At 39.8% G+C, this 15,243-nt stretch carries 16 protein-coding genes; 9 read left to right on the top strand and 7 right to left on the bottom strand.

Going from position 1 to position 15,243, the window contains the following annotated elements; all coding sequences use genetic code 11:
- Window positions 1-21: 21 nt before the first annotated feature.
- Entirely contained in the window at window positions 22-1,014 is a 993-nt protein-coding gene (yhjD, locus tag PR683_RS13595; RefSeq protein WP_004266030.1) for an inner membrane protein YhjD, read from the bottom strand.
- Window positions 1,015-1,215: 201 nt separating this feature from the next.
- Window positions 1,216-1,620 carry a DUF1090 domain-containing protein gene (locus PR683_RS13590; protein ID WP_004266026.1) on the bottom strand — a complete coding sequence of 135 codons (405 nt, stop codon included), beginning with the start codon at window positions 1,618-1,620 and terminating at the stop codon, window positions 1,216-1,218.
- Between the two features lie 233 nt (window positions 1,621-1,853).
- Here PR683_RS13590 and PR683_RS13585 point away from each other — a divergent pair, with 233 nt between their 5' ends.
- Both PR683_RS13585 and gorA read left to right on the top strand, forming a co-directional pair.
- Window positions 1,854-2,696 carry a 23S rRNA (adenine(2030)-N(6))-methyltransferase RlmJ gene (locus PR683_RS13585; protein ID WP_004266023.1) on the top strand — a complete coding sequence of 281 codons (843 nt, stop codon included), beginning with the start codon at window positions 1,854-1,856 and terminating at the stop codon, window positions 2,694-2,696.
- A gap of 138 nt (window positions 2,697-2,834) precedes the next feature.
- Window positions 2,835-4,187: a glutathione-disulfide reductase gene (gorA, locus tag PR683_RS13580; protein WP_004266020.1), complete on the top strand. Its 1,353-nt coding sequence runs from the start codon at window positions 2,835-2,837 to the stop codon at window positions 4,185-4,187.
- Between the two features lie 55 nt (window positions 4,188-4,242).
- Here the strand turns inward: gorA and PR683_RS13575 are convergent, their stop codons facing one another.
- The 4 genes from PR683_RS13575 to mobA form a co-directional block, all read right to left on the bottom strand.
- On the bottom strand, window positions 4,243-4,842 hold the full coding sequence (locus PR683_RS13575) for a glutathione S-transferase family protein (protein WP_110731460.1): 600 nt from the start codon (window positions 4,840-4,842) through the stop codon (window positions 4,243-4,245).
- 49 nt (window positions 4,843-4,891) lie between these two features.
- On the bottom strand, window positions 4,892-5,590 hold the full coding sequence (locus PR683_RS13570; protein WP_109912894.1) for a helix-turn-helix transcriptional regulator: 699 nt from the start codon (window positions 5,588-5,590) through the stop codon (window positions 4,892-4,894).
- Window positions 5,591-5,665: 75 nt separating this feature from the next.
- Complete coding sequence (gene mobB, locus PR683_RS13565; RefSeq protein WP_209102382.1) at window positions 5,666-6,184, bottom strand: molybdopterin-guanine dinucleotide biosynthesis protein MobB; 519 nt, start codon at window positions 6,182-6,184, stop codon at window positions 5,666-5,668.
- Window positions 6,185-6,186: 2 nt separating this feature from the next.
- On the bottom strand, window positions 6,187-6,774 hold the full coding sequence (mobA, locus tag PR683_RS13560; RefSeq protein WP_004265977.1) for a molybdenum cofactor guanylyltransferase MobA: 588 nt from the start codon (window positions 6,772-6,774) through the stop codon (window positions 6,187-6,189).
- Window positions 6,775-6,990: 216 nt separating this feature from the next.
- Here mobA and PR683_RS13555 point away from each other — a divergent pair, with 216 nt between their 5' ends.
- The 5 genes from PR683_RS13555 to PR683_RS20420 all read left to right on the top strand — a co-directional run bounded on the left by PR683_RS13555 (window position 6,991) and on the right by PR683_RS20420 (window position 12,510).
- Window positions 6,991-7,260: a YihD family protein gene (locus PR683_RS13555; RefSeq protein ID WP_004262581.1), complete on the top strand. Its 270-nt coding sequence runs from the start codon at window positions 6,991-6,993 to the stop codon at window positions 7,258-7,260.
- A 6-nt stretch (window positions 7,261-7,266) separates the two neighbouring features.
- Window positions 7,267-8,262 (top strand): serine/threonine protein kinase, encoded by a 996-nt coding sequence (locus tag PR683_RS13550; RefSeq protein ID WP_247602668.1) that lies wholly within the window; start codon window positions 7,267-7,269, stop codon window positions 8,260-8,262.
- A 33-nt stretch (window positions 8,263-8,295) separates the two neighbouring features.
- Complete coding sequence (dsbA, locus tag PR683_RS13545) at window positions 8,296-8,916, top strand: thiol:disulfide interchange protein DsbA (RefSeq protein WP_004265973.1); 621 nt, start codon at window positions 8,296-8,298, stop codon at window positions 8,914-8,916.
- A gap of 415 nt (window positions 8,917-9,331) precedes the next feature.
- Window positions 9,332-12,124 (top strand): DNA polymerase I, encoded by a 2,793-nt coding sequence (polA, locus tag PR683_RS13540; protein WP_004265970.1) that lies wholly within the window; start codon window positions 9,332-9,334, stop codon window positions 12,122-12,124.
- Between the two features lie 338 nt (window positions 12,125-12,462).
- Window positions 12,463-12,510 (top strand): hypothetical protein, encoded by a 48-nt coding sequence (locus tag PR683_RS20420; protein WP_438361642.1) that lies wholly within the window; start codon window positions 12,463-12,465, stop codon window positions 12,508-12,510.
- A 111-nt stretch (window positions 12,511-12,621) separates the two neighbouring features.
- Here the strand turns inward: PR683_RS20420 and yihA are convergent, their stop codons facing one another.
- A complete protein-coding gene (gene yihA / locus PR683_RS13535) occupies window positions 12,622-13,233 on the bottom strand; it encodes a ribosome biogenesis GTP-binding protein YihA/YsxC (RefSeq protein WP_004265967.1) in 612 nt (203 codons plus the stop codon).
- 323 nt (window positions 13,234-13,556) lie between these two features.
- On the opposite strand from yihA, the gene ppiA reads away from it, so the two are divergent.
- Together ppiA and PR683_RS13525 are read left to right on the top strand one after the other, a co-directional pair.
- Complete coding sequence (gene ppiA / locus PR683_RS13530; protein WP_004265959.1) at window positions 13,557-14,129, top strand: peptidylprolyl isomerase A; 573 nt, start codon at window positions 13,557-13,559, stop codon at window positions 14,127-14,129.
- 431 nt (window positions 14,130-14,560) lie between these two features.
- On the top strand, window positions 14,561-15,136 hold the full coding sequence (locus tag PR683_RS13525; protein ID WP_004265957.1) for an aminodeoxychorismate synthase component II: 576 nt from the start codon (window positions 14,561-14,563) through the stop codon (window positions 15,134-15,136).
- Window positions 15,137-15,243 lie beyond the last annotated feature (107 nt).

The raw sequence follows: 15,243 nt of genomic DNA, 5'->3' as shown, positions 1-15,243 counted from the left end.
ATCACCGCCCTCAATAAGCTGCTATTCAACCATTTCGTTATCCAATGAACCTTTTGGCTCATCAGTGGCTATCCAAGCTGCACAAAATAAAGTTAAACGCGCAAAGAAGTAGAAGAAGGCCATTAGCCCAAGGACTGAACCAAATGCGGCTCCAGAAGGCGATGAAGCAAGGTTAGGTAAAATCCAAGTCATAATGGATTTTATGATTTCAAACCCAATGGCCGCCAGCAATGTTCCTTTAAATAGTGATCTGCGGCGATGTTGCATGCGCGGTAGGATCCAAAAAATCCATAAAAATAATAGGAAGTTGGCTGTAATGGATATGGTTAAACCAATCAGTGTCCAAGCAGGTTTTAGCCATTCTATACCGTCTAGCCCAAGCGTACTGACAATCGTCGCCTGTGCAGAGCCAGCAACAGAAGTCAGGGTAATTGTCACAATTAAGGCAATAAGTAGACCAATTAAAGCAAAGAAGTCGCGAATGTAGCGGAAAATAATATTTTCATGTTCATCTTCATTACGTTCCCATACAGAACGTGATTGAGCCAAAATAGCCAAGCGTAAGTTATTAACCCAATTAACTCCGGAGTATACGGCTAAAGCTAACCCGGTTAATCCAACTGTCGTACGTTGACGTATTGCCGTATCGATTGTTCTTTCTAATGTATTTGCGAGCGTAGGGTCAGTAATATTTGCAGAAATTCCACGAACTAATTTTTCAAGTAATTCAGGATTGCTGGCTAATACAAAACCGGCAGCGGCGAATGAAAACATTAAAACAGGAATTAAAGAGAGAAAGGAAAAATAGGTAATTGCAGCCCCAAACTGGTTTCCCATTCGGTCGTTAAAACGTTGTGCAGTACGAATGATATGAGCAATAAAAGGAATCGCACAAATAAAGTTCACAACTCGCATTGAGAAGGTCAATGCTTTTTTACTGCCATCAATACTTTTATTCAGTGTCGCTTTCAGTTTATTGGTATCTTTTTGTTCTTCTTCCTGCGTATTCGACATTTAATCCCCTTTTCCCGCAACTAAAATTGTCTGACTTTTCGACCTATTTAATGCCTATAAATGAATGATATGCACAATACTATAGCTTAAATTGGCCAATAAATTCATCCCAATGACTGTGTTATGAGATAAATAGTCATTGGGATGTTTGTTTAAAGTTAAAGTAACTAATTAATTAATCAGAGGAAAAGGGGCGATAGGCTAAAGCGCATCTTTATAAACTTTCAGCTCAGCTTGGGCCTCTTTTAATTCAGCTTGTGCTTCTGCTAATTTTCTCTCGCGCTTTTCAATTTTGCTACGGTCATTACCCTCTAGTTTTTCTTCTTGTAATTCAGCTTCACGTTCTTGCACTTTTTCTGTTTTCTCTGCTACCTCTTTTTGGCTATCACGGTATAAAGATTCCGGCGTACAATAACGATTCACATTATCTAATGCTTCTTCTAAGCCTCTTACTCGATGCTGATTTCCATGTTGCTTAGCGTAATTGATTTGTTCTTCGATGCGTTGTTTTTTTATTTCGCAGCCGTTTTGTGTTTTTGCTGCCATTGCCGATGAGCTAGCAAAAAATAAAACACAAGCGCTGGTGGTGATAAGTAACTTATTCATAATTTACCTCTGTTTATTTTTAAATTTGTGTTTAGGATAGCGTTTTCTTTCATTCTGGTCATGTGAATTTTAGCATGACTATGGTTATGACATTTGTTGCTAAATTTAGCTATAATGAGGCGGAAGAATAAATCCGGTCTATTTTTTGTTCAAAAAGGCTATCTTTAAAGAACCTATTTAATAATAGTCATCTTAGTGGCTAATATTAAATTTCCTCAGGAAATAAACGTTACATGTTAAGTTATCGTCACAGCTTTCACGCAGGCAACCATGCCGATGTGCTAAAACACACGGTACAGAGCTTGATCATTGAATCTCTGAAAGAGAAAGAAAAACCATTTCTGTATATAGATACGCACTCAGGTGCGGGCCGTTATCAATTAACGGGGGAACATGCGGAAAAAACAGGTGAATATCTTGAAGGGATTGCGCGTATTTGGGAGCAACCGGATTTACCTGAGGAATTATTGCCGTATATGAATATTGTGCGCCAGCTGAATGATAATGGGCGTTTACGCTATTATCCAGGTTCACCATTATTGGCAAAATATTTATTACGTGAACACGATAAGCTGGTATTAACTGAATTACATTCGAGCGATTATCCATTATTACGTACGGAATTTTCACGGGATAACCGCGCGCAGGTTTTCAGAGAAGATGGTTATCAACAACTGAAATCTAAATTACCCCCACAGAGTCGACGTGGCTTTGCGCTAATGGACCCACCTTATGAGATGAAGACGGATTATGAAGCGGTCGTGAAAGGGGTGGTGGAAGGCTATAAACGCTTTGCAACAGGAACATATGCAATTTGGTATCCTGTTGTATTGCGTCAACAAATTAAGCGTATGGTCAATCAATTAGAAGCAACAGGCATTCGAAAAATACTACAAATTGAATTGGCGGTACGTCCTGATAGCGATCAACGTGGAATGACGGCATCCGGTATGATTGTTATCAACCCACCTTGGAAACTTGAGCAGCAAATGAAGAATGTGCTGCCGTGGTTACACAAAACACTCGTCCCTGAAGGGACTGGACATACGTTAGTTGAGTGGATTGTTCCAGAGTAAACTGTATTTTTGATAGGTAATACCGATTAAATTAACAGGTGTTATCTATCGTAAAGCGCTATTTATGCCATGACAATCAATAGCATGATGCGAGAAAATGCATTCATAAATCATTCAATCAATGGGAATAACCAAATTATGAGCAAACATTACGACTATATCGCAATTGGTGGCGGAAGCGGTGGTATTGCGTCGATGAACCGTGCAGCAATGTATGGGCAAAAATGTGCCTTAATTGAGGCGAAAGCATTAGGTGGGACTTGTGTTAACGTGGGCTGCGTACCGAAAAAGGTGATGTGGCATGCAGCACAAATCTCAGAAGCTATTCGCAATTATGGTCCTGATTATGGTTTTGATGCGACAATTAATCGTTTTGATTGGAAAACACTTATTGATAGTCGTACTGCTTATATTGACCGCATTCACCAGTCTTATGACCGTGTCTTAGGTAATAATAAAGTTGATGTCATCAATGGTTTTGCGCGTTTTATTGATGCACACACTGTTGAAGTAAATGGTGAAACTTACACCGCAGACCATATTTTGATTGCGACGGGTGGCCGCCCAGTGATCCCTGCTATCCCAGGTGCAGAATATGGTATGACTTCTGACGGTTTCTTTGAACTTGAAGCATTACCAAAACGTGTTGCGGTTGTGGGTGCCGGTTATATTGCCGTTGAACTCGCCGGTGTATTAAATGGTTTAGGTGCAGAGGCGCATTTATTTGTGCGCAAACACGCCCCGCTGCGCTCATTTGACCCGCTGATTGTCGAAACATTAGTGGAAGTCATGAATACCGAAGGCCCTAAACTGCATACGGAATCAATTCCAAAAGAAGTCGTGAAAAATGCAGATGGCTCACTAACATTAAAACTGGAAAATGGCCAAGAACAAACGGTCGATGCATTAATTTGGGCTATTGGTCGTGAACCAATGACAGATAACCTGAATATTGAAGCAACAGGCGTCGCACTGAATGAAAAAGGCTATATCAAGGTTGATAAATACCAGAACACCAATGTGCCGGGTGTTTATGCGGTTGGTGATAACACTGGCGCGGTTGAGTTAACTCCTGTAGCGGTTGCGGCTGGTCGTCGTTTATCTGAACGTTTATTTAATAATAAACCGGATGAACACTTAGATTACAGTAATATCCCAACGGTGGTATTCTCGCACCCACCAATTGGCACTGTTGGTTTAACTGAACCTGAAGCGATTGAAAAATATGGTGCTGATAAAGTGAAATGTTATAAATCATCTTTCACTGCAATGTATACCGCCGTCACTTCACACCGTCAACCTTGCCGTATGAAATTAGTTTGTGTTGGTGAAGATGAAAAAATCGTTGGCATCCATGGTATTGGTTTCGGAATGGATGAAATCCTACAAGGTTTTGCGGTTGCATTAAAAATGGGTGCAACCAAAAAAGACTTTGATAATACGGTGGCTATTCACCCAACAGCGGCAGAAGAATTTGTGACAATGCGTTAAGCATTGGTTATCTAAAATTAAAAGCTAAGTTCATCTGAACTTAGCTTTTTTTGTATTATTTTGCCAACAGCTCTGCAATCGCAGGAATGACTGCTAAGCTATCAAGGTATTTTTTCATCGCAGGAGTCGTTTCCATGATTTGGTATTTGACTAAAAACATGACAAACGCCCCGACATACACATCCACTGCGGTAAATTGCTCACCACAAATAAACGGTTTAGCGTTATTTAAGCCGATTTCTAAGCAAGCCATGGTGCGTTCGACAGAACCAAAACCAGAAGATTTTTGCTGCTCTTCATCTAATCGAATACCTAAGTTATTGATAGTGAATGCAGATTCAATGGGCCCTGCAGTAAATAGGAACCAGCGATAATAATCTGCACGTTTAGGGTCATTCAATGCAGGCGCTAAGCCTTTTTCAATAAATTTATCGGCTAGATAGAGACAAATCGCCGCCGTTTCCGTCACAATCGCATCACCATCAACAAGTGCGGGAACTTTCGCCATCGGATTAATTGCAAGATATTCAGCCGTATGCATATCTGCACCATAACCTAATTCAATACGCTTGTAAGGAACATCTAAAATTTTTAATAGTAGGTCGACCGTGTTGCCACGTGACATTGAATTAGTAAAAAGAACCAGTTCGCTCATGGTGATTTCCTTATATGAAGTTGAGCACTTACTATAAGGGAGTTGAGTGTCAGAAATTGTCAGGAGAGACGCACAATACTTCTTTTTGCCAGCGTTCTAGCAGGTAGTTTTTTGGATAAGGGAGTTTGTCAGTAAGAGCACAATAAGATTGAATGCGGTCTAAACGAAAATGGCGATAACTTTTCCGTAATTCACACCAAGCAGCCAGTACTTGTGAATCTTTCATATAACCAATTGCAATTGGCCAAATAATTCGTTCACTAGGCTGGTTTTGTCCATCAAGATAAGTCATTTTGGCTTTGCATTCTTCTCGTAAACTTAAACGTAAGTCTTTAACGATGATATCGTTAATTTCATAGAAATGTGTGGTAGGAGCAAATAAGGTATTTTGATTTAGAATTTTCTGTGAATGACCTGCCACCACGGAGTTAATCTTACTTATCGCCCGTATTGCGGAGTTTTTTAGTTCACTATCTGCATTACTTTTTACCCAACGTAAACCTAATATTAAGGCTTCAAGTTCATTTTCATCGAAAGCTAAAGGCGGTAGTAATAGACCCGTTTTTAATTGGTAGCCAATACCGGCTTCCCCGACAATTTCAGCACCTTGGTCTCGTAGGGATTCAATATCTCGATAGATAGAACGCACGCTGACTTGCAGTTGTGATGAAAGTGCTTCAGCGGTAATAGGATAGCGATTCTCTTTGAGTATCTGTAATAAAGTCAGTAAACGTTGGGTACGGGTCATTCGCGTATGTAAATTCTTTAGGTTGAAGGTCAATTGCGCCTATTTGAGCTATAAAATAGACGCAATATGACGATGTTATTGGCTTTTTTGCCACCAAGACACAATGTAATCAGCGATTTGCTCTGGGTTATTGATATCTAATTGCGGCACATGAGTCTCAATGATTTCATTACTGGCAATGGCAACGACATAGTTATCGATTAACTCATTGAGGGGTTTGCCAACTTCAGCACGAAATAATGCGATTTTATCGATCGGCTCATGTTTAAACCCTTCAACGAGGATCAAGTCCAACGAAGCTGGATCGAAACGGCTGGCTAAATAGCGTAGATCCATTTCATTAGCGTCGGGGGTTTCGGTCATTAACGCCCAACGTTTTTCACTAGCAACGAGCGTTTGGTCTGCACCTGCCTTACGTAATTCAAAGCTGTCTTTGCCCGGTTTATCCACTTCCATATCATGGTGGGTATGTTTAATTAAACCAACGCGAACATTACGTTTGCGAAGTAACGGGATCACTTTTTTTAATAATGTTGTTTTGCCAGTGCCGCTATAAGCGGTAATGCCAAGTAGAGGTAGAGTATTCTGATTCATGGCTATTTTCGTTGCCGCTCCCATAGACGGCTATCTTCCGGAGTATTTAAATTAATAAACGTGTCAGACTCTGACGTGAAAATGATACCTTTTGCGTCGATTTCACGCATAAATAGCATCAGTTTGCGATCGCCTCTTGCAAGGTAATCATCAAGGCGAGTTTTAAGCGAGTTGTGTAGTAAAGCGAATGTTGGATGCTCTCGCTCATTATCTTGTGCATAGCAGGCAAGGTGAGTGCCTTTCTCACTAAACATTTTTTTAGCTAAATTAAGTGGAAAATCAGGAACGTCACAAGGTACAAATAGCAACCACTCTGTCTTAGCATAGTGTAGTGCAGCTTGCATTCCAGCGAGTGGACCAGAAAAATCACTATTTAAATCAGAAATAACGGTCAACTGGCTTTCTCGATAACGCGCTTGATTGCGGTTTGCATTGATAATGACTTGGCCCACTTGGGGGCTTAAACGCGCTAAAATATACTGGTAGAGTGGTTTACTGAGTAAAGGAACTAAGCCTTTATCTTGCCCACCCATCCTGCTTCCTCGGCCGCCTGCAAGTATGACACCGGTTATTGACTGACGAAATGACATGTTCAATATCCTTGAATATCTTCAAGAAAATGTTTCAACATTCGTAGAAAACACTTTCGAGTATAGTAATTACTAAAATTTATTCTATTTTGCTATAAAATCAATGAATATTCCCGCGTATTGCAGTTAAACTTTACGTAGATTGACAACAGTTCGCTTTTTCTCTTGTATGATTATTGGTAACTTGTATCGAATATTCGTGATAAAGGAATAAACATGAAATGCCATCGCTTAAATGAAGTTATTGAGCTTCTGCACCCTGTCTGGAAAGATAATTCAGATTTAAACTTAGTAGAATTATTGCAAAAACTGGCTGACGAAGCGGGTTTTAAAGGCAGTTTATCTGAGTTAACAGATGATGTGCTGATTTATCATTTAAAAATGCGTGGCTCGGACAGCAATGAAGCGATCCCTGGTTTAAAAAAAGATTATGAAGATGACTTTAAAACCGCTATTTTGCGTGCCCGTGGCATTATTAAAGATTAAAACGTGATGGATCAAATAGAACATTCGAATTTCCATTTTAGTGGAATTTCCCCCGACTTAATTTTAGACGCCTTAATGGAAGTTGGGGTTTATCCCGAATCTGGGCTGCTTGAATTAAATAGCTACGAAAATCGAGTTTATCAGTTCCAAGACGAAAATCGGCAACGCTTTGTGGTTAAATTTTATCGTCCCGAGCGTTGGAATCGTTCGCAAATTCAAGAAGAACATGATTTCACTTTAGAGCTACGAGATGAAGGGTTATCTGTAGCTGCACCTCTTGAATTTGCAGGGCAAACGGTATTGGAATTTGGTGGGTTTATATTTGCAATTTTTCCGAGTGTCGGTGGCAGACAATATGAAACAGATAACTTGTTTCAATTAGAAAGTGTCGGCCACTTATTAGGGCGTATACACCAAATTGGTCAGCGTAAAAATTTTGCATTTCGTCCGACAATAGGCCTTGATGAATATTTGGCACAACCTCGACAAGTGATAGCATCGAGCCCTTTAATTGCAGAACGTTATAAGTCCCAATTTATAACGTCTTTAGATGCATTGATTGCACAAGTAAAATTGCAGTGGCCTAGCTCAATTTCATCTATTCGTCTACAAGGTGATTGCCACCCAGGCAATATTCTATGGCGCGATGAAGCTTGTCTGGTGGATTTTGATGACGCCCGAAACGGGCCTGCAATCCAAGACCTTTGGATGCTACTTAATGGCTCTCGCCAAGAACAAGTCATTCAATTGGATACGTTATTAGAAACGTATAATGAGTTTTGTGATTTTGATGTAAAACAGCTGAAGCTTATTGAACCTCTTAGAGCAATGCGCATGGTACATTATCTCGGGTGGATTATCCGCCGTTGGCAAGACCCTGCATTTCCTCGAGCATTTTCTTGGCTACAAGCTGATGATTTTTGGCAAAAACAATCGCTCGAATTTAATCAACAGATTGAACGGTTGCAAGACGCCCCTTTGCAGTTAACCCCTCAGTTTTAACTTTTAAGTTTTTGTTTTTGGAGAATGTAGTCTATGAAAAAAATTATGTTGGCTTTGCTTGGTATTGCCATGTCTTTTAGTGCTGCAGCGGCAAACTACACGGAAGGTAAAGAGTATACTGATGTTAAAGCTGTACCAAATTTACCGCAAGTTCTGGAGTTCTTCTCATTTTATTGCCCACACTGCTATCAATTTGAGAGTGTGTATAAAGTGCCTCAAACCGTAGAGAAAAACTTGCCAGAAGGCGTGAAAATGGAACGTTATCACGTTGATTTTCTTGGTCCTTTAGGTGCTGATTTAACCCAAGCTTGGGCCGTTGCGATTGTCCTGAAAGCAGAAGACAAAGTGACGCCTATTCTGTTTGAAGGTATCCAAAAAACGCAAACTATCAACAGCAAAGCAGATATTCGTAATGCCTTTATCAAAGCGGGTATTTCTGGTGATGAGTATGATGCAGCTTTAAATAGCTTCGTTGTAAAATCTATCGTTGCGAAACAGCAAAATGCAGCGCAAGACTTAAAATTGCGTGGTGTTCCTGCATTATTTGTTGATGGTAAATACCAAGTTCGTAATAACGGTATCTCAGTTGATAATGCCGCTGATTATGGCAAAGAGTTCTCTAACGTTGTGAACTTCTTAGTCAGTAAAAAATAATCGTAAATAGACGGTGGTAAATTTACCATCGTCTTTTTTCTCCTATCAATATCCACAATTCTAAGACGTTCTCTCTGGTGTATTAAATCTACTCAATCTTGTGCTAACTCTTTGATTTTACTTTCCTGTTTATACTGTTAATCTTCATATTACTTATTGAATTTACTGAGTAACACAAATTTACACACAAGGTTATCCACAGGATGTTAATCAGGTATTTAGTACATTGGTGTGATTAATTTAATTGTAAATAATAATTTTAACTAATCGTAATAAATAATGTATTTGAAATCGTGAATGATTTGATGTGCTTTTAACAATGCGATTAAGCGGAATATAAAACTTGGGATGTATCTGAGGCGACATTATGGCATCCTATTAGTATTCGTTCCTGACTAAAAGATGATGACAGATTATGGCTCAGATTGCAGAAAACCCACTTATTTTGGTTGATGGTTCCTCTTACCTATACCGTGCTTATCATGCATTCCCTCCACTGACCAATAGTGCTGGTGAGCCTACAGGGGCAATGTATGGCGTGCTTAATATGCTACGCAGTTTAATTATGCAGTATAAACCTAGCCATGTAGCGGTTGTCTTTGATGCGAAGGGAAAAACATTTCGTGATGAATTGTTCGAAAGCTATAAGTCTCATCGCCCACCTATGCCTGATGACTTGCGCGCTCAAATCGCTCCATTGCATGAAATGGTGGAAGCGATGGGGTTACCTTTACTTGTTGTTTCAGGGGTGGAAGCCGATGACGTCATCGGGACATTAGCTTGTGAAGCAAGCCGAAAAGGTATGCCAGTGTTAATCAGTACGGGCGATAAAGATATGGCGCAATTAGTTGAGCCTAATATTACGCTCATCAATACCATGAATAATACTATTCTAGGGCCTGATGAAGTCAAAGAAAAATACGGTGTGCCTCCTGAGCTTATTATCGACTTTTTAGCCTTAATGGGGGATTCGTCAGATAACATTCCTGGCGTGCCTGGTGTTGGTGAAAAAACAGCACTAGCCTTACTGCAAGGCATTGGTAGCTTAGAAGCAATTTATAATGACCTTGAAGCTATCGCTCCATTAGGTTTTAGAGGCTCTAAAACCTTAGCCCCTAAAATGGCTGAAAACCGTGATGTTGCTTTTTTATCATATCAATTAGCGACAATTAAAACGGATGTTGAGCTGGAAAAAACCTGTGAAGAATTACAAGTTGTTCAGCCAGATGTGGATAAACTACATCAATTATTCAGCCGTTATGAATTTAAACGTTGGTTAACGGATGTTGAAAATGGGACTTGGATGGAGGGGAAAGGCACAAGTACAAAAGTGAGCCCAACGCCAGCAACGTCAGCTGCCAAGCCATCAATCCCAACAGCACCAACATTGAGTGCTGAAAATTACCAAACGATTTTAGAAAAAGCGGATTTAGAGCGCTGGGTTGAAAAACTGAGCAAGGCATCGTTATTTGCTTTTGATACTGAAACCGATAGCTTAGATACCCAAGAAGCCCGTTTAGTGGGCATGTCATTTGCAATTGAGCCAGGGCATGCCGCTTATTTGCCATTAGGTCACGATTACCTTGATGCGCCAGTACAACTCCCTCTGGAAGAGGTTTTGGAAGTTATGAAACCTTTGCTTGAGAGTGAAAAAATTCTCAAAATTGGCCAGAACTTGAAATATGATGCAGAAGTTCTTGAAAACTACGGCATTGAATTAAAAGGTATTGGCTATGACACCATGCTGGAATCGTATGTGTTAAATAGTGTTGCGGGAATGGGGCGCCATGATATGGACAGCTTGGCCGATCGCCATTTGAACCACAAAACTGTGAGCTTTGAAGAAATCGCGGGTAAAGGTAAAAAACAGCTGACATTTAATCAAATCGCCTTAGAAGAAGCAGCTAATTATGCCGCGGAAGATGCGGATGTCACGTTATTACTGCACCAAGCGTTATACCCACAATTAGAAGCTGAGCCAACGCTTAATCATATTTTCCAAAATATTGAAATGCCACTTGTGCCTGTGTTAGTCCGCATGGAACGCAAAGGTGTTTTAATTGACGCAAACGTACTTGCAGCGCAGTCAAAGGTGATTACCGCTCGTTTAGCTGAGCTGGAAAAAGAGGCTTTCGAGCTTGCAGGGGAAGAGTTTAACCTCGCTTCGCCAAAACAATTGCAAACTATCTTATTCGAAAAATTGCAATTGCCGGTGATAAAGAAAACACCAAGTGGGGCAGCGTCGACTAATGAAGAAGTGCTTGAGGAATTGGCGCTGAATCATGCATTGCCAAAATTGTTGCTCGAGCACCGTAGTTTAGCCAAATTAAAATCCACGTATACGGATAAACTGCCGCTAATGATTAACCCGCGTACTCAGCGCGTTCATACTTCTTACCACCAAGCCGTCACAGCAACAGGGCGTTTGTCTTCTCGAGATCCTAACTTACAAAATATCCCTGTTAGAACTGAAGAGGGGCGCCGGATCCGCCAAGCCTTTATTGCTCGTGATGGCTATAAAGTGATGGCGGCGGATTACTCGCAAATTGAATTGCGTATTATGGCGCATTTATCCCAAGATAAAGGCCTATTAACTGCGTTTGCGGAAGGGAAAGATATCCATAAAGCAACAGCCGCTGAAGTCTTTGGTGTACCACTGGAACAAGTCACTAGTGACCAACGCCGTAGTGCCAAAGCGATTAACTTCGGGCTTATCTATGGCATGAGTGCGTTTGGTTTAGCGCGTCAATTAGGGATCCCTCGTGGTGAGGCGCAGCGCTATATGGATCTTTACTTTGAACGTTACCCTGGTGTATTACGTTATATGGAAAACACACGCTTGCAGGCGTCTGAGCAAGGTTATGTAGAGACCCTCGAAGGTCGCCGTTTATATCTGGCAGATATTAAGTCCAGTAATGGGATGCGCCGTAAAGCCGCGGAACGCGAAGCGATCAACGCACCAATGCAAGGAACTGCAGCGGATATCATTAAAAAAGCCATGATTGCTGTTGATAATTGGTTGCAAACCGAAAAGCCACATGCAGATATGCTAATGCAAGTTCATGATGAATTGGTTTTTGAAGTGAAAGAATCTGAGTTAGAGCGTGTCCAAGCTCAGGTCCAATTGTTAATGGAACAAAGCATGAAATTGGATGTACCATTAAAAGTGGATGTGGGGATAGGCGATAACTGGGATGAAGCCCATTAATTTTTAACAATATTGAATCTACAAAACCTCCAATACGTTATTGGGGGTTTTTTTATGTTTAAGCGAATACATAACAGATAATTATGCATTTGAAATTATTAACTAGAAATTTAATATAATTCTGTAATAAATCAATTATTTCATGATGAAATTTGAGGATATGATTAACATTTTTATGCGACATATATCTCATAAATATGTAATTAAAATCCGTTTTTTGTCTTATTTCATTCGTATTATCATGCTGAATCGTAGACAGCTTTGAAAAAAAATTACAAAAAGGCTTTTTTTCGAGCGAAAAATAAAGTACATTAATAGGTGTAGGGTACAGAGGTAAGATGTTCTATCTTTCAGACCTTTTACTTCACGTAATCGGATTTAGCTGAATATTAGCTGCTCCAGTCAAGTATTTGACTGGAGCATTTTTTTATCTAAAATTCAGTGAATTAGAAGGTATGAGGGTGTAATGAACCATTTCTGGCTCACTACTAAAGAAATCAAGCCGGTGTGTTATACCAACTATCTAGCTTAATGCGGAGTTTATCGACACCAATCTTTTTCAGTGCTGAAAAGTATTCGACTTCAATATCCCCTTCAAGTGGAGCAAGTGCTTGACGCACTTCTATTAACTGTTTCTTTCTTGCTCCAGAAGCCAATTTGTCTGCTTTAGTGAGTAAAACCAGAACTGGCACATTCATTGCGACAGACCACTCAATCATTTGCATATCGAGGTCTTTTAATGGATGACGGATATCCATTAATACAACAAGCCCCTTAATGCATTCGCGTTTTTGGAGATATTCCCCGAGTGCTTGTTGCCACTTACGTTTCATTTCTTCAGGAACTTCGGCATAACCATAACCTGGAAGGTCAACAAGGCGAACGCCTTCCTCAACTTCAAATAGGTTGATTAGCTGAGTTCTTCCTGGTGTTTTACTGGTGCGTGCTAAGCTTTTTTGCTGTGTTAATGCGTTTAACGCACTGGATTTCCCCGCATTAGAACGGCCAGCAAAAGCCACCTCAATTCCGGTATCTTTAGGTAGATGACGGATATCGGGTGCACTGATGACAAATTTTGCCATCTGGTAGTTATGATTTTTAATTGCCATTTGTCTTTCTCCCTGAGTTAGCCTCAAAAGGCTCGAGGATTATAGCTTTGCTTAGCGCTTCCCGACAACTCGAAATATCCTCTTAACCGCTTTTCCCTTGGTGTCAGGTATTATTTTTTGTGTGTTGTAGTCTGCGAAATTGTAATAATAGAAAAATAACCATTATTAATGACGTTTTTCACTAAAATTGGTCTAGAATTTAGCGCATTTGGTGTGTTTTTATTTTTTGGCGTAAATATAGGTAAATCTTCAGCATTCTTGTTGGCTTCACTCTAGAATTGCTTGATTGCAGTTGTAATGAGCTATAACGAAAGGGACCTTACATGTTAAAACGAATTTTTGTGCCACTTTTGGCCATCTGCGCAATGAGCGCATCTTCTCTTGCATTATCTGCGGGTGAGACTTATGTTAAATTAGTCACGTCGGCGGGTGATATCGAATTAGAACTGAATAGTAAAAAAGCCCCTGTTACGACAGAAAATTTCGTTCAGTATGTTAATGAAGGTTATTACAACGGAACCACTTTCCACCGTGTAATCCCAGGTTTTATGATTCAAGGTGGTGGCTTTAATAAAGATTTACAGCAAAAACAAACCCGCGCTCCAATCAAAAATGAAGCGGATAACGGTTTACGTAATTTACGCGGTACTATTTCTATGGCGCGTACTGCAAATAAAGACAGCGCAACGAGCCAATTCTTTATTAATGTTGCTGATAACGCTTTCTTAGACCACGGCCAACGTGACTTTGGTTATGCTGTGTTTGGTAAAGTGGTAAAAGGGATGGATGTTGCAGATAAAATCTCTAAAGTAAAAACGGAAAACGTAGGGCCATATCAAAATGTCCCAGTTGAACCGGTTACAATTATTTCTGCTGAAGTGATTAAAAAACCGTAGTGATTAAAAACGATAGTCATTAAAAGCTGTCGTGTCGAATACTGTGGGTAGGTTGTTTTAACGTGCCCACTTTTCTTAAAAAACGCTTTTCCTTCCTCTTTGAGTTTTTCTTCATTAACTATGTTAGTTAAAATGTGTCAGTGCTTGCTACTTTTTAACAGCCTTTTATTTCATTGTATTTAAAGTAATTCTTAACCGAAATACAGCTTTGTTATAGGGATGTAAATATAATTCCATGATTTTTATATGGAAATTTTCTCTGAGAAAAAACAATCATTGACTTAAATAGGCTATTTTCCTGCTTTGGCTGTGCTATGATAGCCGCCCTTATTATTTTTATGGTGTTTTAATCATCGTTCTGATTGCCAACACGATAAAAACATGCATAAGAAAATAATATATAATGATAAAAATCAGTCGGATAGGCTAATATGCTTCTACTTATTGATAATTACGATTCATTTACTTACAACTTATACCAATACTTTTGTGAGTTAGGGGCTGAAGTTGTAGTAAAACGTAATGATGAAATTACCATCGAAGAAATTGAACAGCTTTCGCCTACACATCTTGTGATTTCACCTGGGCCATGTACACCGGATGAGGCTGGCATCTCCCTTGAGGCGATAAAATATTTTGCAGGTAAACTGCCCATTTTAGGCATTTGCTTAGGGCATCAAGCGATTGGGCAAGCATTTGGTGCATCAGTCGTCAAAGCACGAGAAGTTATGCACGGTAAAACCTCTGCTATCCACCATAATCATCAAGGTGTATTCAAAGGCTTAAATCGTCCCTTAACAGTGACACGCTATCACTCGTTAGTGATTGCAGCAGAGACACTCCCTGTTTCTTTTGATGTATCCGCATGGTCACTGAATAATGGCGATGTTGATGAAATCATGGGAATACGGCACAAAACCTTGCCTATAGAAGGTGTTCAGTTCCATCCTGAAAGTATTCTGAGTGAACAAGGCCATGAATTACTAAACAATTTTCTAAAATATTAATTTAGCAATCGTATTCAGAAAAAATTAATTATGCATATTATGCCCTTTGCTATTGCTCTTTTTTGATTTTTTATTCATATTTAATGCTTATATTTTCATAATTGCAT

It is taken from the genome of Providencia sp. PROV269 (genome assembly GCF_028477785.1).
GTDB classification, from domain to species: domain Bacteria; phylum Pseudomonadota; class Gammaproteobacteria; order Enterobacterales; family Enterobacteriaceae; genus Providencia; species Providencia rettgeri.
The sequence above is the reverse complement of the archived record's forward strand: the minus strand, read 5'-3'. Positions and strand labels throughout refer to the sequence as shown.

Excerpts from the sequence above, each read along its gene's own strand:
- PR683_RS13575 (WP_110731460.1), bottom strand. The coding sequence starts at position 4,842 with ATGAGCGAACTGGTTCTTTTTACTAATTCAATGTCACGTGGCAACACG.
- ppiA (WP_004265959.1), top strand. The coding sequence starts at position 13,557 with ATGTTAAAACGAATTTTTGTGCCACTTTTGGCCATCTGCGCAATGAGC.
- PR683_RS13550 (WP_247602668.1), top strand. The coding sequence starts at position 7,267 with ATGGATCAAATAGAACATTCGAATTTCCATTTTAGTGGAATTTCCCCC.
- yihA (WP_004265967.1), bottom strand. The coding sequence starts at position 13,233 with ATGGCAATTAAAAATCATAACTACCAGATGGCAAAATTTGTCATCAGT.
- mobA (WP_004265977.1), bottom strand. The coding sequence starts at position 6,774 with ATGTCATTTCGTCAGTCAATAACCGGTGTCATACTTGCAGGCGGCCGA.
- PR683_RS13585 (WP_004266023.1), top strand. The coding sequence starts at position 1,854 with ATGTTAAGTTATCGTCACAGCTTTCACGCAGGCAACCATGCCGATGTG.
- PR683_RS13525 (WP_004265957.1), top strand. The coding sequence starts at position 14,561 with ATGCTTCTACTTATTGATAATTACGATTCATTTACTTACAACTTATAC.
- PR683_RS13590 (WP_004266026.1), bottom strand. The coding sequence starts at position 1,620 with ATGAATAAGTTACTTATCACCACCAGCGCTTGTGTTTTATTTTTTGCT.
- yhjD (WP_004266030.1), bottom strand. The coding sequence starts at position 1,014 with ATGTCGAATACGCAGGAAGAAGAACAAAAAGATACCAATAAACTGAAA.
- gorA (WP_004266020.1), top strand. The coding sequence starts at position 2,835 with ATGAGCAAACATTACGACTATATCGCAATTGGTGGCGGAAGCGGTGGT.
- dsbA (WP_004265973.1), top strand. The coding sequence starts at position 8,296 with ATGAAAAAAATTATGTTGGCTTTGCTTGGTATTGCCATGTCTTTTAGT.
- PR683_RS13570 (WP_109912894.1), bottom strand. The coding sequence starts at position 5,590 with ATGACCCGTACCCAACGTTTACTGACTTTATTACAGATACTCAAAGAG.
- PR683_RS13555 (WP_004262581.1), top strand. The coding sequence starts at position 6,991 with ATGAAATGCCATCGCTTAAATGAAGTTATTGAGCTTCTGCACCCTGTC.
- polA (WP_004265970.1), top strand. The coding sequence starts at position 9,332 with ATGGCTCAGATTGCAGAAAACCCACTTATTTTGGTTGATGGTTCCTCT.
- mobB (WP_209102382.1), bottom strand. The coding sequence starts at position 6,184 with ATGAATCAGAATACTCTACCTCTACTTGGCATTACCGCTTATAGCGGC.